18 protein-coding genes, 1 pseudogene and 1 riboswitch are annotated in these 19451 nt (G+C 59.7%); of the genes and pseudogenes, 10 read left to right on the forward strand and 9 right to left on the reverse strand.

Going from position 1 to position 19451, the window contains the following annotated elements; all coding sequences use genetic code 11:
* Positions 1 to 36: 36 nt before the first annotated feature.
* The gene (locus LJX92_RS24930) at positions 37 to 432 is read left to right on the forward strand and encodes a DUF1090 domain-containing protein (protein WP_103734251.1); all 396 of its coding nucleotides are present in this window, start codon (positions 37 to 39) and stop codon (positions 430 to 432) included.
* Between the two features lie 6 nt (positions 433 to 438).
* Here LJX92_RS24930 and LJX92_RS24935 read toward each other — a convergent pair whose 3' ends face one another.
* Positions 439 to 888, reverse strand: a complete 450-nt coding sequence (locus LJX92_RS24935) for a c-type cytochrome (RefSeq protein ID WP_032878990.1) — start codon at positions 886 to 888, stop codon at positions 439 to 441.
* Between the two features lie 128 nt (positions 889 to 1016).
* Here LJX92_RS24935 and LJX92_RS24940 point away from each other — a divergent pair, with 128 nt between their 5' ends.
* Positions 1017 to 2210, forward strand: coding sequence for a murein transglycosylase A (locus LJX92_RS24940; protein ID WP_228309068.1), 1194 nt, complete (start codon positions 1017 to 1019; stop codon positions 2208 to 2210).
* Between the two features lie 79 nt (positions 2211 to 2289).
* Here LJX92_RS24940 and LJX92_RS24945 read toward each other — a convergent pair whose 3' ends face one another.
* A complete protein-coding gene (locus tag LJX92_RS24945; RefSeq protein ID WP_032878985.1) occupies positions 2290 to 2676 on the reverse strand; it encodes an MAPEG family protein in 387 nt (128 codons plus the stop codon).
* 31 nt (positions 2677 to 2707) lie between these two features.
* Positions 2708 to 3043 (reverse strand): annotated as a pseudogene (locus LJX92_RS24950) (EamA family transporter); the annotation flags it as partial.
* A 125-nt stretch (positions 3044 to 3168) separates the two neighbouring features.
* Between LJX92_RS24950 and LJX92_RS24955 the strand changes: the two are divergent.
* On the forward strand, positions 3169 to 4428 hold the full coding sequence (locus tag LJX92_RS24955; protein WP_228309069.1) for a cation:proton antiporter: 1260 nt from the start codon (positions 3169 to 3171) through the stop codon (positions 4426 to 4428).
* Here the strand turns inward: LJX92_RS24955 and LJX92_RS24960 are convergent.
* The 3 genes from LJX92_RS24960 to LJX92_RS24970 all read right to left on the reverse strand — a co-directional run bounded on the left by LJX92_RS24960 (position 4422) and on the right by LJX92_RS24970 (position 7805).
* Positions 4422 to 5309, reverse strand: coding sequence for a formate/nitrite transporter family protein (locus LJX92_RS24960; RefSeq protein ID WP_005792214.1), 888 nt, complete (start codon positions 5307 to 5309; stop codon positions 4422 to 4424). The two genes, LJX92_RS24955 and LJX92_RS24960, sit on opposite strands and share 7 nt — an antisense overlap.
* Before the next feature lie 71 nt (positions 5310 to 5380).
* The gene (locus LJX92_RS24965) at positions 5381 to 7300 is read right to left on the reverse strand and encodes a patatin-like phospholipase family protein (protein ID WP_228309070.1); all 1920 of its coding nucleotides are present in this window, start codon (positions 7298 to 7300) and stop codon (positions 5381 to 5383) included.
* 100 nt (positions 7301 to 7400) lie between these two features.
* Positions 7401 to 7805, reverse strand: a complete 405-nt coding sequence (locus tag LJX92_RS24970; RefSeq protein ID WP_032878978.1) for an acyl-CoA thioesterase — start codon at positions 7803 to 7805, stop codon at positions 7401 to 7403.
* A 198-nt stretch (positions 7806 to 8003) separates the two neighbouring features.
* A riboswitch (S-adenosyl-L-homocysteine riboswitch) is annotated at positions 8004 to 8110 on the forward strand.
* Positions 8111 to 8131: 21 nt separating this feature from the next.
* Between LJX92_RS24970 and ahcY the strand changes: the two genes are divergently transcribed.
* From ahcY to LJX92_RS24995, 5 genes are all read left to right on the forward strand, one after another.
* Positions 8132 to 9541: an adenosylhomocysteinase gene (gene ahcY / locus LJX92_RS24975; protein ID WP_005792218.1), complete on the forward strand. Its 1410-nt coding sequence runs from the start codon at positions 8132 to 8134 to the stop codon at positions 9539 to 9541.
* A 179-nt stretch (positions 9542 to 9720) separates the two neighbouring features.
* Positions 9721 to 10566: a methylenetetrahydrofolate reductase [NAD(P)H] gene (gene metF / locus LJX92_RS24980; RefSeq protein ID WP_005792219.1), complete on the forward strand. Its 846-nt coding sequence runs from the start codon at positions 9721 to 9723 to the stop codon at positions 10564 to 10566.
* A 75-nt stretch (positions 10567 to 10641) separates the two neighbouring features.
* Positions 10642 to 11724, forward strand: coding sequence for a hypothetical protein (locus tag LJX92_RS24985; RefSeq protein WP_032878976.1), 1083 nt, complete (start codon positions 10642 to 10644; stop codon positions 11722 to 11724).
* Between the two features lie 63 nt (positions 11725 to 11787).
* On the forward strand, positions 11788 to 12591 hold the full coding sequence (locus LJX92_RS24990) for a substrate-binding periplasmic protein (protein ID WP_148854552.1): 804 nt from the start codon (positions 11788 to 11790) through the stop codon (positions 12589 to 12591).
* Positions 12592 to 12813: 222 nt separating this feature from the next.
* Positions 12814 to 14697 carry a DEAD/DEAH box helicase gene (locus tag LJX92_RS24995; protein ID WP_032878973.1) on the forward strand — a complete coding sequence of 628 codons (1884 nt, stop codon included), beginning with the start codon at positions 12814 to 12816 and terminating at the stop codon, positions 14695 to 14697.
* 186 nt (positions 14698 to 14883) lie between these two features.
* On the opposite strand, the gene LJX92_RS25000 is transcribed toward LJX92_RS24995, so the two are convergent.
* Both LJX92_RS25000 and LJX92_RS25005 read right to left on the reverse strand, forming a co-directional pair.
* On the reverse strand, positions 14884 to 15483 hold the full coding sequence (locus tag LJX92_RS25000) for a YceI family protein (protein ID WP_014720298.1): 600 nt from the start codon (positions 15481 to 15483) through the stop codon (positions 14884 to 14886).
* 32 nt (positions 15484 to 15515) lie between these two features.
* Complete coding sequence (locus LJX92_RS25005) at positions 15516 to 16067, reverse strand: cytochrome b (RefSeq protein ID WP_032878972.1); 552 nt, start codon at positions 16065 to 16067, stop codon at positions 15516 to 15518.
* A gap of 272 nt (positions 16068 to 16339) precedes the next feature.
* On the opposite strand from LJX92_RS25005, the gene LJX92_RS25010 reads away from it, so the two are divergent.
* Positions 16340 to 17746, forward strand: coding sequence for an adenosylmethionine--8-amino-7-oxononanoate transaminase (locus tag LJX92_RS25010; RefSeq protein ID WP_032878971.1), 1407 nt, complete (start codon positions 16340 to 16342; stop codon positions 17744 to 17746).
* Between the two features lie 70 nt (positions 17747 to 17816).
* Positions 17817 to 18536 (forward strand): 16S rRNA (uracil(1498)-N(3))-methyltransferase, encoded by a 720-nt coding sequence (locus LJX92_RS25015; RefSeq protein ID WP_032878968.1) that lies wholly within the window; start codon positions 17817 to 17819, stop codon positions 18534 to 18536.
* Positions 18537 to 18545: 9 nt separating this feature from the next.
* Here the strand turns inward: LJX92_RS25015 and LJX92_RS25020 are convergent, their stop codons facing one another.
* The gene (locus tag LJX92_RS25020) at positions 18546 to 19448 is read right to left on the reverse strand and encodes a transporter substrate-binding domain-containing protein (RefSeq protein ID WP_078822546.1); all 903 of its coding nucleotides are present in this window, start codon (positions 19446 to 19448) and stop codon (positions 18546 to 18548) included.
* Between the last annotated feature and the right edge of the window lie 3 nt (positions 19449 to 19451).

The raw sequence follows: 19451 nt of genomic DNA on the forward strand, positions 1-19451 counted from the left end.
ACCCGGCCACCTGATTGCGACCTTGGAGCTTTATAGATGAAATTTCTCGCCCCCTTTGCCTTGCTGACCCTCGCAAGTTTCACAACCATGCCACTGCTGGCCGCCGAAGAAGCGCAACCGCTCACCGGCTGCGCCGCCAAGCGCCAGGCCATCAGCAGCCAGATCGAACAAGCCAAGGCCCACGGTAACAGCGCCCAACAGGCCGGCCTGGAAAAAGCCCTGAGCGAAGTCACCGCCAACTGCACCGACGCCACCTTGAAAAAAGAACGTGAAAACAAAGTGCTCGACGCCAAGCACGAAGTCTCCCGCCGTCAGGCCGACCTCGACAAGGCCATGAAAAAAGGCGATCCGGACAAGATCAACAAGCGTAAGGACAAACTGGCCGAGTCGCGCAAAGAACTACAGGACGCGGTGGAAGAACTCGACCAGTAAAAACGATCAGTGATCGCGGAACTGTTTATGGCAGGCGCTACAGGCGTCTTCGACTTTTTGCACCGCCGGCTGAAGGTTACTGGCCTTGTAGGGTTGCACTTGGCTGGCGATCACCAATTCACCGGTGGCCGCCTCAAGGTCGCGGGCCAGTTGCTGGAACTGCGCCTGTTTCTGCCACACGTCGTCCCTGGCGCTCGTGTGATCTTCTTCGCGCACGCTTGGGAAGTGCTTCCACGGCTCATGGGACAACGCATCCAGCTTGACCGCGCCTTCTGCAAACCTGGCACCGTCGAACGGGATACGCCCGCGCAACATCCCGCCCAGGTCTTCGCCGGTCTTGAGCATCTGCTTGAAGATCGCCTTGCGTTGGCCCAGTGGGGAATTGGGGTCAACACCGCCACAGGCGGACAAGGCCAGGCAGGCCAGCAGTACAACGGTCAGTTTTTTTAGAATCATGATGGCTTCAGGTCACGGGAAACGGCGGCCAGTATCCTCGCCCCGCCCGCAAAGACCAATAGCCCTATTAATAATAAGGGTTGCCCGAATGCAATGAAGCATGGGTAATCGCTTCAGGAAATGCTTACATGAATATCACCGCGAAACCCTGGAGCCGCCGACTCGCGTGGGCTCTGCCAATGATCGCACTGCTGGCCGGCTGCGATGCAGGTAAAGATGCCGGCAAAGAGGTCGCCAAAGAAGAAGCCAAACCCCATGCGGTCGCCACCTATGTGAGCGCACCTTGGGAAGCCTTGCCGGTGGTCTCCGACAGCGATTTGCTGGCCGGTTTTGAATCCTGGCGCAGCGCCTGCCAGCGCCTCAAAGCCGACCCGGTATGGGGCACCACCTGCGCGGCAGCGGCCAGCGTACCGGGCAATGCCGTGGCGGTTCGCGGCTTTCTCAAGGAACACCTCGATGTCTTCGGCTTGCGTTCGGCCAACAACACACCCAATGGTTTGATCACCGGTTATTACGAGCCGGTCTACCCCGGCAGCCTGACCAAAACCGCTACCGCCCATGTGCCGGTCTACGGCGTGCCGGATGACTTGATTATCGTCAACCTCGAAAGCATCTACCCGGAGCTTAAAGGCAAGCGCCTGCGTGGACGCCTGGAAGGTCGGGTGCTCAAGCCTTATGACGACGCCAGCACCGTCAACAGCCAGGGCTCCACTGCCAAGCCGATCGCCTGGCTGACCGACCCAATGGACCTGCAATTCCTGCAAATCCAGGGCTCAGGGCGTATCCAACTGGCGGGAGGGCGCCAACTGCGCGTAGGTTACGGCGACCAGAACGGCTACCCGTACCGCCCAATCGGCCGTTGGCTGGTAGAGCAAGGCGAGCTGAAAAAAGAAGAGGTGACCATGGGCGCCATCAGCGCCTGGGCCAAGGCACATCCGCAGCGCATTCCCGAACTGCTGGCGAGCAACCCCAGCTACGTATTCTTCAGCGCACGCCCCGACAGTAACGAAGGCCCACGCGGTTCGCTGAACGTGCCATTGACCGCCGGCTACAGCGTGGCGGTGGACCGCAAGGTCATCCCGCTGGGTAGCCTATTGTGGTTGTCGACCACCAAACCCGATGGTTCACCGATCACCAGACCTGTCGCGGCCCAGGACACCGGCGGCGCAATCACCGGCGAAGTACGGGCAGACTTGTTCTGGGGCACAGGTGATGCGGCGGGAGAGCTGGCAGGAAATATGAAACAACAAGGGCAAATCTGGATGCTGTGGCCCAAAGGCGCGGCGCTGCCGCAAGTACCGGATGCCCCCGCCGGCACCTGACAGACGCTGATAATGAAATGTGGGAGGGGCGGTGCGACGATTCGCCTTGCCCCCTGCCACAAAGGATTTGCATCAGGCGTTAGATCGAGACAAAGAAAAAACTCGCAATCAACGCCATTCCCACGGCCCACACCAGCGAACGCAAAATCGCCCAATCGGCCAGGTAGCAAATGATGTACAGCAGGCGGCTGGTGATAAACAGCACCGCCAGCACATTGATCGTCACCAGTTCGGCGTTGCCGGCCATGTGCGCAATGACCACCGCCGCGGCAAACGCCGGGGTCACTTCAAAGCTGTTGAGTTGCGCATTGTTGGCGCGCTTGGCGACGCCCTCAACGGTATCGAGGAAAGCACGCGGGTCGTGGTTGTGCCGAGCTCCGAACTTGCCCGTGCTGAACTTGGCGACACCCGTGCATAGATAGGGCAGAAAAATTGCGATCAACACACACCAGAAAGCGACTGTCATCACTCATTCCTTTTTTGGATTTATCCGACGGTTAGAGTTTCATCACGAACATGCCGATCAGCACCAACCCACAAGCTATGAGCCGTGGACGGCCAAAAGGTTCTTTCAAGTAACGCATGCCGAACAGCACCACCAGGATCACGCTGACTTCCCGCGACGCCGCCGCCTCGGCAATCGAGCCCAACTGCATGGCCCAAAGCACCAAAGCGTAGCTCAACAACACGCACAATCCCACGCTCAGGCCCAACCGCCATTGAGTGCGCCAGAACAGGCTGAAGGCCGCACGCTTGCGCACCAGCGCCAGCAACGGAAATGGCCAGGCACTGATCAATATCAGCCACACCAGGTAATCCAGCGGGTGCGACCAGCACCAGGGCTGTCGCTACCACCAGAACCTCCTCAATTGATTCGTGATGTAACTTCACCTGTTTATACTAAACACCACCTCGGCGCCCCCCATGCGCCTACATTTCCCTGCTCCAAGGACCCCGGATGCTCGAACTTGTCGCCGCCTTCATTTGCCTCACCACCCTGCTCACCTATGTGAACTACCGCTTTATCGGCCTGCCGCCGACCATCGGTGTAATGGTCACTGCGCTGCTTTTTTCCCTGATCCTGCAGGGCCTGAGCTTTATCGGCTATCCCGGCCTGGAAGAGCGCATCCAGCAACTGATCGGCCAGATCGACTTCGGCGACTTGCTGATGAACTGGATGCTCTCGTTCCTGCTGTTCGCTGGCGCCTTGCACGTCAACTTGAACGACTTGCGCAGTTACCGCTGGCCCATCGGCCTGCTGGCCACCTTTGGCGTGTTGATCGCCACCGTGGTGATCGGCAGCCTGGCCTATTACATCTTCGCCCTGTTCGGCTGGCACGTGAGCTTCCTCTACTGCCTGCTGTTCGGCGCGCTGATTTCGCCTACAGACCCGATTGCGGTGCTCGGCGTGCTGCGTACCGCCAATGCGTCGAAACCATTGAAGACCACCATTGTCGGCGAGTCGCTGTTCAATGATGGCACCGCCGTGGTGGTGTTTACCGTGCTGTTGGGTATCGCGCAGTTGGGCGAGACGCCTACCGCGGGCGCCACTGCCCTGCTGTTTGCCCACGAGGCCATAGGCGGCGTGCTATTCGGCGGGCTGACCGGCTACCTCGTGTACCTGATGATCAAGAGTATCGAACAGCACCAGATCGAAGTGATGCTGACCCTTGCTCTGGTGATCGGCGGTTCGGCCATGGCTTCGCAACTGCACGTGTCCGCACCGATTGCAATGGTGGTCGCGGGGCTGATCATCGGCAACCTGGGACGCAAGCTGGCGATGAACGACATGACGCGTCGCTACTTGGATGGTTTCTGGGAACTGCTTGATGACATGCTCAACGCCTTGCTGTTTGCGCTGATCGGCATGGAATTGCTGCTGTTGCCATTCAACTGGCTGCACGTATTCGCGGCCAGTTTGCTCGCCGTGGCGATCCTGCTCTCGCGCCTGTTGACGGTGGCCCCGGCGATCTTGCTGCTGCGGCGCTGGCGCACGGTACCGCGCGGTACTATCCGCATCCTGACCTGGGGTGGTTTGCGTGGCGGTGTCTCGGTGGCCTTGGCCTTGGCGCTGCCCCTGGGTCCGGAGCGCGACTTGTTGCTGAGCATCACCTACATCGTGGTGCTGTCATCGATCCTGTTGCAGGGGTTGAGCATCGGCAAGCTGGTCAAACACGTGACCCGGGGCGAACCCCAGGCCACGCCTGAACATCACTGATCTTTTCTAGTCGGCTGCGGATGCCGAGGGTCCGCAGCAGCTTTGCCTGGCAGGCTGCTCTCACTGCGAATCTGCGCATGGCTGATCAGGGCGAAGATAAAACTGCCGCCGATGATATTGCCCGCCAGGGTCGGTCCGGCAAACACCAGCCAGAAATCCTTCCACGGCAGCTCGCCGGCAAACACCAGGTATGACACTTCCGCCGAACCGACGACGATATGCGTGAAGTCACCCAGGGCCATAAGGTATGTGATCAGGATAATGATCCACATCTTTGCGCTTTCCATTGATGGGATCATCCACACCATGGTGGCGATCATCCAGCCGGAAACGATGCCCTTGGCAAACATCTGGCCAGAATCGTTCTCCATGATCTTGCGTCCGATTTCAAGAAAGGCCAGGTCGGTCTTGGTATCGAAAATCGGTAAATGCAACATCACATAAGCCACCAGCAAAGTGCCGCACAGATTGCCTACCAACACGACTGTCCATAGTCGTAGCAGACGTGCAGCATTGCCCAGAGTGGGCTTGCTCATGACCGGCAGCACCGCGGTCAGGGTGTTTTCGGTGAACAGTTGCTGGCGTGCGAGGATCACCGCCAGAAACCCCGCGCAATAGCCAAAACTGGCTATCACCTTGAAGCCCTCGGCGTCCGGCAGGCGTGAATTGAGCAAACCCATCGCCATCAACGACAGGCCCATGGTGAGTCCGGCGGCCAGTGCCGACCACCATAAGGCGGCGACACTGCGCTCCAGCTCCTGGTCGCCCTGGGTACGGATGATTTCGTGAAGAACCGCCGCACGGGGCGGCTGGTTCTTGTCGACGTCCTGCTGCTCTTCCTGCGACAGGTTGGGGGTCTTGCCGTCTGCTTGAGTGGCCATGATGTACCAAAGTCCGAGGGGTGCCTGAAGCTACGACATGCCGCGACGATGGCTGTTCAATGGCCCGGCAATTAAACCGGAATGCGCCACGCCTTGGCCTGTTCCACGGTGGTGGAACTCACGGGTTTGCTCCAAGGTTTATTGCGCGCTTGATAGTATTTGATGATGCCATCGAGCACGCTATTGAAGTCTTGTGGCGTCTTCGCCTCTTTTAAGTCACGCACCGCACGTTGCAGCAGCTCAACGTTGGATGCCGGCTGGCCAGGACGGTACAGCGATGGGTAGATGACCTCCCGCGTAAAGTTTTCAGCTTTCACCCCGATATCCCGACTTTGCATCTCGGCGACGGCACTGCTCAATACCTTGGACATACTTGGCACACTGCCCGATTTTTGCTTGGCGCCCACCTGTAAAAGCTGCTGGAAATTACGCTGGCCCGGCGTATTCAGACGTTTGCCCAACCACTCGATGTGCTCGGGCCTGCTGGCGAGAGAGTCCAGGTTGCGTAAGGCCGCAGCAATCTTCGGAGTAATCTTCAGGGACGTGTCGGATTGGTTGGCTTCGGTAATTGCACTGTCCAACGCCTCCAACGCCTGTTTCGCCTCATCGCGAAACCGCAGTGCGTCTGCGCTGGCGGGGTCCTTGCGCAATTCACCCTGCACGCTGGCAAGCATTTGATCATCCATCGCCAACACAGCATCGTCCAGGGAGGCGAACTCATGGCGCTCACGTGTCAGTTCACGCTTTTGCAGGTGGCTCGACACCGATTGGCGAGCCTGGGCCTGCAAATGCTGTTTCTGTTCAAGCGTCATGGTGAAGTTGACGGTGCCGTTGAGCAGGCCGCGAAAATCGCCTTTGTTCGAGTTCAACGGCAATGTCACCGTTTGATCCGAAAACGCCTTGAGCCGGTCATCTTGGTAGGTTTCAGCCGCGGTATGCGGCGTGCCTGTGAACTTGTCAGCCAAATGGCTGAAAAAACCACCGCTCTGGCGCGGTGGTGAGCTCTGCTCGGATTCGAACTTGACGATCAGCGATTCGTCCTTGCCCAAAGGGCTCTGCGGAAACGAACGTTCAATGACACCGGGGGCAGGGGTATTGAGGAGCAGCCCTCCGTCTTGAAACGCCGTAACCTCTGCATCCGCCTGAAACCCATGGCCCTGTTCGGACGGGCTCTTGAACAGGCCCGGCAACGCCCCCGAAATAAGCGCAGCACGGGCGATGTCCATATCTGGCGTCAGGCTGGCATTGAACACCACCAACTGTGGACGACCGTCGAACATGCCTGTGCCCGTGATGTTCAGTTGCTTGATCGCCGGAATATGGCGGCTCAACACCTCCAGGTCGCGAAAGGTGGGCCCGGCTCCGGCTTTGAGCCGGTCGGCGATTTGCGTGACTTCAGGCGGGCGGTCCGCCTTGGGCATACGCTCGATATGGGCAAGAATCGATTGACGTGACTGGTTGCGAATCAATTCTTCCAGGGGCTGCCCCTCGGTTTGCAGGCGCGGCAGCAGGGTCAGCAGCAGTTGCGAAATATTGCCGCCCGGGCCAGGTAGATTGCCCGCAAGCTTGCCAAGTTTGGAACTGGCATCCTGCAGCCAGGCCAGGATCGGATCTTTGCTATTGAGCAGGCTGGGCAAGTCGAGGCTGTTCGACAACTGCGTGAACGCCTTCGCGTCCATGCCACTGGCGAGTAACGCTGCAGAAATCGCACCGGCAGACGAGCCCGACACCACCTTGACGCCTTTGAGTTTGTCGGCGTCTTCAAGCGCCTGCACCATCCCGGGAAAGGCAATGCCCTTGGCGCCACCGCCACTGAGCACCAAGTGAGCGGGCGGCGGCGGTGACAGCACCACCTCGACGCGGCCATCGCTATGCCGATAAATACTCAGGTTGCGCTCGCCCACGCCCTTGACCAAAGGCGTCTTCACGTCCTGGCTGAAGGTTTGAGACGAAAGAGGCTTATTTTCTACAACAGAACTGGAGACTTTCATACATGAGGCTCTCTCTACAGGGTGTAGGCCTGAGTGATGAGAGAGCCTCGGAAGGATCCACACGGAATGATTTGGTAACGCAAATCACGTCGCGCAGGTGTTACTCAGAAAGACCGTCGTCCTGGAACTGGTCCTTCACATACTTGATTTCGGTACGGCCATGGGGCGCCGGCAAACCGTCTTCGCCCAGGTTGACGAAGACCATTTTTTCCACCGTCAGGATACTTTTGCGGGTGATCTTGTTGCGCACTTCACAGGTCAGAGTGATGGAGGTGCGGCCGAACTCAGTGGCGGTGATACCCAGTTCAATGATGTCGCCCTGGCGCGAGGCGCTGACAAAGTTGATTTCGGAGATGTATTTGGTCACCACGCGCTGGTTGCCCAATTGGACAATCGCGTAAATGGCTGCTTCTTCATCGATCCAGCGCAGCAGGCTGCCACCGAACAGGGTGCCGTTGGGGTTGAGGTCTTCGGGTTTTACCCATTTGCGGGTGTGGAAGTTCATGATCACTCCAAAGCGTCTTGCCAAATGATGGGCAACATCATGGCAGAGCCAGGGCCCAAGCTCTATGAGCCATTGCCTATCGCCCCCATGCGCGATCTTCATGCCGCCGACAGAAAGGCTTGGGAAGTGCCACATACACGGCTATAATCGCCTCCGTTTCAAAACGGTCATCTTCGATTGATACCGTTCTCCCGCCACCTGTCCGAGGGGCGCTGCAGCAGGTTCAACCTGTCAGGCTCGGATGGGGCGTTGTCCGGCCTGGTTGCCCTGGCCTGATACTAAACGCACAACGGCGCCCATTCGCACACTACGAATGGAGGCTCTCTATGAGCGCTGTAATGACGCCTGCAGATTTCAACGACTACAAAGTCGCCGACATGTCCCTCGCTGCCTGGGGCCGTCGCGAAACCTTTATCGCCGAATCCGAAATGCCGGCCCTGATGGGCCTGCGTCGCAAGTACGCCGCTGAACAGCCGCTCAAGGGCGCGAAGATTCTGGGCTGCATCCACATGACCATCCAGACCGCCGTACTGATCGAAACCCTGGTTGCCCTGGGTGCCGAAGTGCGTTGGTCCTCGTGCAACATCTTCTCGACTCAGGACCAGGCCGCCGCCGCTATCGCTGCCGCCGGTATCCCGGTATTTGCCTGGAAGGGCGAAACCGAAGAAGAGTACGAGTGGTGCCTGGAGCAAACCATCCTCAAGGATGGCGCGCCATGGGATGCCAACATGATCCTCGACGACGGCGGCGACCTGACCGAACTGCTGCACAAGAAGTACCCGCAGATCCTCGACCGCGTCCACGGCGTGACCGAAGAAACCACCACGGGCGTGCACCGCCTGCTGGATATGCTGGCCAAGGGCGAGCTGAAGATCCCGGCCATCAACGTCAACGACTCGGTGACCAAGAGCAAGAACGACAACAAGTACGGCTGCCGTCACAGCCTGAACGATGCAATCAAGCGTGGCACAGACCACCTGCTGTCGGGCAAGCAAGCCCTGGTGATCGGCTACGGTGACGTGGGCAAGGGTTCGTCCCAGTCCCTGCGTCAGGAAGGCATGATCGTCAAGGTCTCCGAAGTTGACCCGATCTGCGCCATGCAAGCCTGCATGGACGGTTTCGAAGTGGTTTCGCCGTTCATCGACGGTATCAACGACGGTACCGAAGCAAGCATCGACAAGGCCCTGCTGGGCAAGATCGACCTGATCGTCACCACCACCGGTAACGTGAATGTGTGCGATGCGAACATGCTCAAGGCCCTGAAGAAGCGCGCCGTTGTCTGCAACATCGGCCACTTCGACAACGAGATCGACACCGCATTCATGCGCAAGAACTGGGCATGGGAAGAAGTGAAACCGCAGGTGCACAAGGTTCACCGTACCGGCGCCGGCAATTTCGACCCGCAGAACGATGACTACCTGATCCTGCTGGCCGAAGGCCGCCTGGTTAACCTGGGCAACGCCACCGGTCACCCAAGCCGCATCATGGACGGCTCGTTCGCCAACCAGGTACTGGCGCAGATCTTCCTGTTCGAACAGAAGTACGCCGACCTGTCGCCAGCCCAGAAAGCCGAGCGCCTGACCGTTGAAGTACTGCCCAAGAAACTCGACGAAGAAGTGGCCCTGGAAATGGTCCGCGGCTTCGGCGGCGTCGTGACTCAACTGACCAAGACCCAGGCCGACTACATCGGTGTGACGGTTGAAGGTCCGTTCAAGCCGCACGCTTACCGCTACTGATACACCTGCTGCCCACTCTCCCTGTGGGGGAACGGGCTTTAATGTGGGAGGGGGCTTGCTCCCGATGGCGGTGGGTCAGTCAATATATTTATTAACTGACACTCCGCCATCGGGAGCAAGCCCCCTCCCACATCGACGGTGTACACACTCCGCAATTCTGGGTTTCAAAGGGTATGACCATGTCCCAAGACCGTCGCTACAGCTTCGAGTTTTTCCCGACCAAGACCGATGCTGGGCATGAAAAGCTGATGGCCACTGCCAAGGTGCTGGCCAGCTACAACCCCGACTTCTTCTCCTGCACCTACGGCGCCGGCGGTTCGACCCGCGACCGCACGATCAACACCGTGTTGCAGCTGGAAAGCGAAGTCAAAATTCCCGCCGCTCCGCACTTGTCGTGCGTGGGCGACAGCAAGGCCGACCTGCGTGGTCTGCTGACCCAATACAAAGCTGCCGGCATCAAGCGTATCGTCGCCTTGCGTGGCGACCTGCCGTCCGGCATGGGCATGGCCAGCGGTGAGCTGCGCTACGCCAATGACCTGGTGAGTTTCATCCGCGAAGAAAGCGGCGATCACTTCCATATCGAAGTGGCCGCTTACCCGGAGATGCACCCCCAGGCGCGCAATTTCGAAGACGATTTGCAGAACTTCGTACGCAAGGCTAATGCCGGCGCCAACAGTGCGATCACCCAGTACTTCTTCAACGCCGACAGCTACTTCTACTTCGTCGAGCGTGTACAAGCGATGGGTGTGAATATCCCGATCGTGCCGGGCATCATGCCGATCACCAACTACAGCAAGCTGGCACGTTTCTCCGACGCCTGCGGTGCCGAAATCCCCCGCTGGGTGCGCAAGCAACTGGAAGCCTATGGCGACGACGTCAAAAGCATCCAGGCCTTCGGCGAGCAGGTCATCACCGAGATGTGTGAGCAATTGTTGCAGGGTGGTGCGCCAGGGTTGCATTTCTATACCCTGAACCAATCTGAACCCAGTCTTGCTGTCTGGAACAACCTCAAGCTGCCACGCTGAGGTCTGTTCGGTTGTACCAAGGCCCTCAGACGAGGGCCTTTGTCGTTTTACGTGACCCACGGAACCCCGCAGTCCATGAATACAGTGTCCCCGACTTCCCGCCCGCAACTGGTCTATCTGGTCTTCGGTGCCCAGACCTACCACCAGGAAGCGGTATTCAGCATCGCCAGCGCACTGGCGTTCCTGCAGGACACCCCGGACGCGAACGTGGACATCCAGGTGTTCACCGACAATCCAGAGCCTTATCACTTGCTGCCGGTACGCGTGCGCCCACTGGACGAGGCCACTCGCAAACGCTGGAGCGAGCCCCACGGTTATCATTTCCGCACCAAACACGTGGTACTGCGCCAGGTACTGGAAGAGTCGGAGGTGGCGCTGCTGATCGACACCGACACGTTCTTCCACCATTCGCCCATGGCCCTGTTCGAGCGCGTGCAGCCCGGCACCCTGCTGTGCAACGCCTTCTACACCAAGTACGGCGACAACCACGAAAGCATCCTCTACACCGCCCTGCACCAGCGCCTGCTGGAGATGGGCGTGGCCGACGATGACATGATGACCCTCAATTCCGGGGTCATGGGCCTGACCCAACAGGATGCACACATCCTCGACCGCTCCATCGAATTGATGGATGAACTGTTCCCCCACGCCCAGGGCGCCTACACCCTGGAAGAGTTCTGCCTGTCCATCGCCGCCTACCGCACCGTCAACGTGCGCGAATGCCCGGACCTGATCCACCATTACTGGAGCCGCAAACAGCTGTTCCGGGCCAAGGTCAAGGCGTGGATCGCCAAACACGCCAGCGCCCCAACCAGTGCGCAGGCCCTGGCCGATACCCGCCAGGTCTCCTCGCACCTGCCGCGCCCGCCGCGCTTGCAGCGCTTGATGTACAAGCTGATCACCCTGCTGCTGCCCAAGCACCAGCAACAGTTCATTCGTGAAATCCTCTATGGTTGCTACGAGCACGAAAACGAGTTCGATCAGGCCTGCGGTCCGGTTTGGTGGGACAAGGCACGACAAAACCAGGAAGAACGCCAGAAGCGCCCACTGGATGCCCACCAACTGGAACACTGGTTCGCCAACCCCGTGGTGCGGCTGATACTGGGCGAGCGTCGCGCCGCGATCCACGAACACTTGCTGGACGCTCCGGCGAAATAACACCGCCCGCCAATGCGCGTGGTAGAGCTTCTCTTTCTGTCGGGAGCGTCGTAACCTCAAGGTATGCCCGCCATTTTCAAGCTACTGACCGCCGTGCTTTTTTCTTGCCTGAGCCTGGTCGCTCATGGCGAGAAACTGCGCATTGTCACCGAGCCCTGGGCGCCCTATGTCTACGACGATAACGGCACCAGGGCCGGCCTGGATTACGAAACCACAGTGGCCGTGTTCCAACGTCTGGGCGTGGAAGTGCAATGGCAATTCCTGCCCTGGAAGCGCTGCCTGGCGATGCTCGAGCAGGGTCACGCCGATGGCGCGCTGGATATTTTCCACAGCCATGAACGCGACGCCCAGTTGCTCTACCCCAGTGAACCCTTGTCGGAAGTCGAATTCGTCCTGTTCTACGCCAATGATCGCCCTCACCCCGCCACAACCCTCGATGAGCTGCGTGGCCTGACTGTCGGCATCTCACCCGGCTACCTCTATGGCGAGACGTTCAGTGGGTCCAGCGCATTCGAGCGCGAGCCTGCCCCCAGCCATGAAGCCAATTTCGGCAAGCTGATGCTCGGACGCATCGACATGGTCGTGACTGACCGGCGAGTGGGGCAGCACATCATCAAGACCCTGGGCCTTGAGGGCAAAGTCAGCCAGGCGGCAGTGGTGGTCAGCCGCCAACAACAATTTCTCGCGGTGCGCCGTGGAGCCGGCATGGACCTGTTGGTACAGCGCTTTGCCGCCGAGCTCAAGCGCTTCAAGCAAGAGCCGGCCTATGCCGCCTTGAGCGCCAAATATGGTGGGATGCAGGCGCAAACCTCCCCGATATCAGCCTCCGGACACGCCGTTGAGCAGCAGGAAAGCAGCGCGCCGTGATTGCTCTGTTATACTCCGGCCTTTCCGCCAGGCTTACGCCCGGCCGCTCGGGTCTTGAAAAAGGCACCCAACCCAGCTACTGCGCAGCTTTGCAGCCCGCGCGAGCCGGTGGAGTGCCCGCCAGACACAGCAGGACCGGACGGGATTGCGCTCCCCTAAGCGCCATTCACGCCCGGCAAGATTATCCCTTTGGGCCAAGCCCTAACTAAAACAGGATTACTCATGTCCTTTGCTTCCCTCGGTCTCTCCGAGGCTTTAGTCCGCGCCATCGAGGCAGCGGGCTATACCGAGCCTACTCCGGTGCAACAGCGGGCCATTCCCGCCGTGTTGCAAGGTCGCGACCTGATGGTCGCGGCTCAGACAGGTACCGGTAAAACCGGTGGTTTCGCCCTCCCGATTCTGGAGCGGTTGTTTCCCAACGGTCACCCGGACAAATCCCAGCGTCACGGCCCGCGCCAACCGCGTGTACTGGTCCTGACCCCTACCCGCGAACTCGCAGCCCAGGTCCACGATAGCTTCAAGCTGTACGCCCGCGACCTGAAGTTCGTCAGCGCCTGCATCTTCGGCGGTGTCGGCATGAACCCACAGGTTCAGGCCATGTCCCGTGGCGTTGACGTACTGGTCGCTTGCCCGGGTCGTTTGCTCGACCTATGCGGCCAGGGCAGCGTCGATTTGTCCCACGTGGAAATCCTCGTGCTGGACGAAGCCGACCGCATGCTCGACATGGGCTTTGTCCATGACGTGAAAAAGGTCCTCGCACGCCTGCCGGCCAAACGTCAGAACCTGCTGTTTTCGGCAACGTTCTCCCAGGACATCACGGCCCTGGCCGGCAAGCTGCTGCACAACCCGGAGCGCATCGAAGTCACGCCACCGAACACCACGGTCGAGCGTATCGAGCAACGCGTATTCCGCCTCGCCGCCAGCCACAAGCGCTCGCTGCTGGCGCACCTGATCACCCACGGCGCGTGGGAACAGGTGCTGGTCTTCACCCGCACCAAGCACGGCGCCAACCGCCTGGCCGAGTACCTGGACAAACACGGCCTCACCGCTGTTGCCATCCACGGTAACAAGAGCCAGAACGCTCGCACCAAAGCCCTGGCCGACTTCAAGGCCGGCACTGTGCGCATCCTGGTCGCCACCGATATCGCCGCCCGCGGCCTGGATATCGACCAGTTGCCACACGTGGTCAACTTCGAACTGCCGAACGTCGATGAAGACTATGTGCACCGTATCGGCCGTACTGGCCGTGCCGGTCGTTCGGGTGAGGCCATTTCCCTGGTCGCACCGGACGAAGAAAAACTGCTGAAAAGCATCGAACGTATGACCAAGCAGAAAATCGCCGACGGCGACCTGATGGGCTTCGATGCCAGCGCCGTGGAGGCCGAGAAACCTGAAGCCCGCGAGCGTCCGGATGTGCGTAACCCGCGCAACCCACGCGGTCCGAAGGGCGATGGCCCGAACGGCGGCGGTGGCGGCGGTGGTCGTCGCGACAAAGGCAAGGACAAGGGCAAGGAAAAGTCCGCCACCAGCAGCCGAGGTGAACGCCCGGCCCGTGAGCAAAAGCCACGTGAAGGCACCCCGGCCCGCGAACAGCGCCAGCCTAGCCAGCCGCCACGCGCCGCCGCTGACCGTGCCCCGGACGAGTTCCTCGACGACGATGTGGATAACTTCGGTAACCGCGTCGACTACGTGCCCCAGGCCAAGCCGGCCCAGGGCCGTGGCCGTCGTCCAGGTGCCCCGGCACAAGGCGCCGGTGCGGGTGCTCCCCGTGGCGGCCAGCCACAGGGTGGCCGTCAGAACGGTCCACGCAACAGCAGCGGCGGCAGCACCGGTACTCCGCCTGCCAAGCGCAGCGGCCCGCGTAATGGTGCACCGCGTGACGGCCAGGCGCGTCGCGAAGATTCGCGCAGCAACAACCGCCGCCCGGCCCGTGACGACCAGCCGCGTCTGTCCGAGCCAGCGGTGCAAAACCCGCGTGGTGGCCCGGCGCCGAAGATCATCCACAAGGAGTCGAAAGCTGATCGCTTCCCGACACCCGAGCAGTTGGACCAACTGCCAGGCCGTCCTCGTGGTGAGAAACCGGCGCTGCTGACCCGCAACCGCTGAGCTCCAAAGCCATAGGCGTTGACCGCTACATCGCCATCGCGGGCAAGCCCACTCCCACAAGGGAATGCATTTCAAGTGTGGGAGCTGGCTTGCCTGCGATGAGGCCCGGCTAGGCAACACGAATCCCCAGCCAAAAAAATGCCCCGCATCGAAAGATGCGGGGCATTTTTGTATGCGCGGCGAAAATTACTTCGCTTTCACACCTTCAAACGTGATGTACAGCTGAACGTTGTCAGACTGTGGACCTACGTCCATACCGTCTTTGTTGAATTCCTTGCGGCTGATGTTGGTGGTGCCTTCAAAGCCGGCACGGTAGCCGCCCCATGGATCCTTGCCTTCGCCCAGGAACGTGGCTTTGACCAGGATCGGCTTGGTCACACCGTGGAAGGTCAGGTCGCCGGTCACATCAGCAGTCAGCTTGCCATCAGCATTTTTGCCAGTTGGCTTGACGCTGGTGGAGACGAACTTGGCATCAGGGAATTTGCCCGACTCCAGGAAGTCCTTGCTGTTGACGTGCTTGTCGCGCTCGGCGTGGTTGGAGAACACGCTGGCAGTACGCACGTTAACTTCAATCTTGGCGTCTTCCGGCTTGGCGGCGTCAAAGCTGAACTTGCCGTCCAGGTCCTTGAAGGTACCGGTAATGTAGCTGTAGCCCAGGTGGCTGATCTTGAAATCGACGAAGGCGTGCTGGCCTTCCTTGTCGATCACGTAGTCAGCGGCCATCGCCGAACCTGCGGACAGCAGAGCAGAACCGATTGCCAGCGCAGCGAGTGTTTTTTTCAACATGCTTTCTATTCCTTGTGAGTCGAGGTTGAACATCAGGCTTTGCGCCCCAGCATTCGTGTCAGGGTCGCATCACGATCGATAAAGTGGTGTTTCAATGCAGCCACGCCATGCAAACCGGCGAAGACCACCAACACCCAGGCCAGGTACAGATGCACCCAACCGGCTGTGTCTGCCTGGTCCGGTAGACCGGAAACCACGGCAGGAATTTCAAACAGGCCAAACACCGGAATACCGACACCGTCGGCGGTGGAAATCAGGTAACCGGCAATCATCACGGCAAACAGCCCCAGATACAGGAACGCATGGCCAAATGCAGCACCGATCCGCGTCATACGGCTATAGCTGGCCAGCGGCGGTGGCGGCGGGCTGACCAGACGCCAGACGATACGCACCAGCATGATGGCAAACAGCGTGATGCCAATGCTCTTGTGCAAGTCGGGCGCATCTTTGCGCCAGGCGCTGTAGTAGTCGAGGCCGACCATCCACAGGCCCAATGCGAATAAACCAAACACCACCAAGGCGACGCCCCAGTGTAGAACCATGCTGACCCAGCCGTACCGGGCGGGAGAATTGCGTAGCTGCATGTACTTAATCCCGTAAGAACTGTGCCCAAGACTAGCGTTTTACCTATCGAATTAAAGCGGAAAATTTCGCTTTGAAATATCGAGAAATACGATGAAGAGGCTAGGTATCATAAATTAACAAGGGATTAAGACTATTCCCAAGAAACGCGACAGACCGTCCTGCATTTACCGCCAATTGCCCCACAATGGCTTGTGACACGCGCCACCATTGCATAGGCTTGCGCGATTGTTTCGCCTGCGCGCGCCGCAGGATCGCTTCGAGGAGATCACCGATGGGCTTGAACAACCAGTGGATGCAACGCGACCTCGCGGTGCTGTGGCATCCCTGCACCCAGATGAAAGACCACCAGCAACTTCCGCTGGTCCCGATCAAGCGCGGTGAAGGCGTATGGCTGGAAGACTTCGAAGGCAAACGCTACCTCGACGCCGTCAGCTCCTGGTGGGTCAACGTGTTCGGCCACGCCAACCCGCGCATCAACCAGCGCATCAAGGACCAGGTCGATCAGTTGGAGCATGTGATCCTCGCCGGTTTCAGCCACCAGCCAGTGATCGAGTTGTCCGAGCGCCTCGTGCAGATGACGCCTGAAGGCCTGACGCGCTGCTTCTACGCCGATAACGGTTCATCCTGTATCGAAGTCGCATTGAAGATGAGCTTTCACTACTGGCTCAACCGCGGCCTGCCGAACAAGAAGCGCTTCGTCACCCTGACCAACAGCTACCACGGCGAAACCATCGCCGCGATGTCGGTAGGCGACGTGCCGTTGTTTACCGAGACCTACAAGGCGCTGCTGCTCGACACCATCAAAGTGCCGAGCCCCGATTGCTACCTGCGCCCCGACGGCATGAGCTGGGAAGAACACTCGCGCACCATGTTCCTGGCCATGGAACAGACCCTGGCTGACCACCACGATACCGTTGCCGCAGTGATTGTCGAGCCACTGATCCAGGGCGCCGGCGGCATGAGGATGTACCACCCGGTGTACCTCAAGCTGCTGCGCGAAGCCTGCGACCGCTACGGCGTGCACTTGATCCACGACGAAATCGCCGTCGGCTTCGGCCGCACCGGCAGCATGTTCGCCTGTGAACAAGCCGGCATCCGCCCGGACTTCCTGTGCCTGTCCAAGGCCCTCACCGGCGGCTACTTACCGCTGGCCGCCGTGGTCACCACCGAAGATGTCTACAGTGCCTTCTACGACGACTACCCTACCCTGCGCGCCTTCCTGCACTCCCACAGCTACACCGGCAACCCGCTGGCGTGCGCGGCAGCCTTGGCGACGCTGGATATCTTTGAAGAAGACAACGTCATCGAAAACAACAAGGCCCTGGCCCAGCGCATGGCGACCGCCACCGCGCACCTGGTGGACCATCCTCACGTTTCGGAAGTGCGCCAGACGGGCATGGTGCTGGCGATCGAGATGGTGCAGGACAAGGCCACCAAGGCCGCCTACCCGTGGCAGGAACGCCGTGGCTTGAAGGTATTCGAACACGCACTGGAGCGCGGCGCGCTGTTGCGGCCACTGGGCAGCGTGGTGTATTTCCTGCCGCCCTATGTGATTACACCGGAGCAGATCGACTTCCTGGCCGAAGTGGCCAGCGAGGGGATTGATATCGCCACTAACAGCAAAGTCAGTGTGGCGGTGCCCAAAGATTTCCATCCAGGCTTTCGTGACCCGGGTTGATACCAACCCCTGTAAGAACCGACTTGCCACAGCAAGCTCGCTCCTGCATACACCTCTTCAGAGAACAGAAATGAGACTGTCCCGCTTTTTCACCGACACCCCGCTGAGCCTCGGCGATCACGAACTTCCTGAAGCCCAGGCGCATTACATCAGCCGTGTGTTGCGCATGGGTGAAGGCGATGCCGTGCAGCTGTTCGACGGCTCTGGCCAGGAGTTTAGTGGCACGCTGCTGGAAGTCGGTAAAAAACGCGTCACCGTGCAACTGACGCAAAGCTTTGCCGGCCAAGATGAATCGCCGCTGCATATCCACCTCGGCCAGGGCCTGTCCCGGGGTGAGCGCATGGATTGGGCGATCCAGAAGGCCACTGAACTGGGCGTCAATGCGATCACACCGATCTTCAGCGAGCGCTGCGAGGTGCGCCTCAAGGACGAACGCGCCGACAAACGCCTGCTGCACTGGCGTCAGGTTGCCATCAGCGCGTGCGAGCAGTGTGGGCGTTCAACGGTGCCGGTGATTCACGCACCGGTGTTGCTGGCCGACTGGCTGAAGCAAACCGAGGCCGACCTGAAACTGGTGCTGCACCCAGTCGCCGAGCCGATGATCAGTCACGCGAAGCCTTCGAGCCTGGCGTTTCTGATCGGGCCGGAAGGTGGCTTGACCGACGGCGAAGTCGACACCGCCCAAGGCGCTGGCTTCCATGCTGCGCGGTTGGGGCCACGGGTATTACGTACCGAAACCGCGCCCGTGGTGGCGCTGTCGGTCGCCCAGCAACTCTGGGGTGATTTCTAAACGGAGCGATCACTCCACCGGATCACTCACCGGCTTGGCAATGATCGCCTTCAACTCGCTGGTCATTGGGAATTCCAGGTTCAGGCCCTTCGGCGGGATCGGCTGCTCAAACCAGCGCTGGTAAATCCCGTTGATCTCTCCCGAACGGTACAGATCACCCAAAGTCTCGTTGACCACGGCGAGAAACTGCGGGTCGTCCTTGCGCACCATGCAGCTGTAGATCTCCCGCGACTGCTCCTCGCCCACCACCACCCAGTGGTGCGGGTCCCTGGCCTTGGCGCGCTCGCCGTAGAGCAACGCATCATCCATATAGAACGCTACCGCACGGCCGGTCTCGAGCATCTTGAAAGCCTCGCCATGGTCTTTGGCGCTGATCACGAACATATTGGCTTTGTGTTCAGCATTGTAACTTTTGAGGAAGCGTTCATTGGTAGTACCGGCAGTGGTCACCACGTTTTTGCCTTTGAGGTCGGCAAAGCCTTTGATCCCGCTGTCCTTGGCCGTTAGCAACTGCCCCTTCACGTAAATGAACCCGTAGGAAAATGCTACCTGCTTCTGCCGCTCGGCGGTCACGCCGGTGGAGCCGCACTCCAGGTCGACGGTGCCGTTCTGCACCAGCGGAATACGGGTTTGAGAAGTCACCAGGTTGTACTTCACCTTGAGCTCACTCACCCCGATTTTCTGCTGGATGCGCTCGACAATCTTGCTCGCCAGGTCCACCGAGTAGCCCATCGGCTTGCCACTGTTATCCCCAATGTAGGAAAACGGCACCGACGCATCGCGATACCCCAGGGTGATGGCCTTGGCGCTGGCGATCTTGCTCAAGGTGCCCTCCAGAGGCGCTTCGGTCGCATGGGCGTTTGCGCTCAAAAAAAGTCCAAGAGCGCAGCCGGTCAACAGGATTTTTTTCATTGT

It is taken from the genome of Pseudomonas sp. HN8-3, assembly GCF_020790195.1.
GTDB classification, from domain to species: domain Bacteria; phylum Pseudomonadota; class Gammaproteobacteria; order Pseudomonadales; family Pseudomonadaceae; genus Aquipseudomonas; species Aquipseudomonas synxantha_A.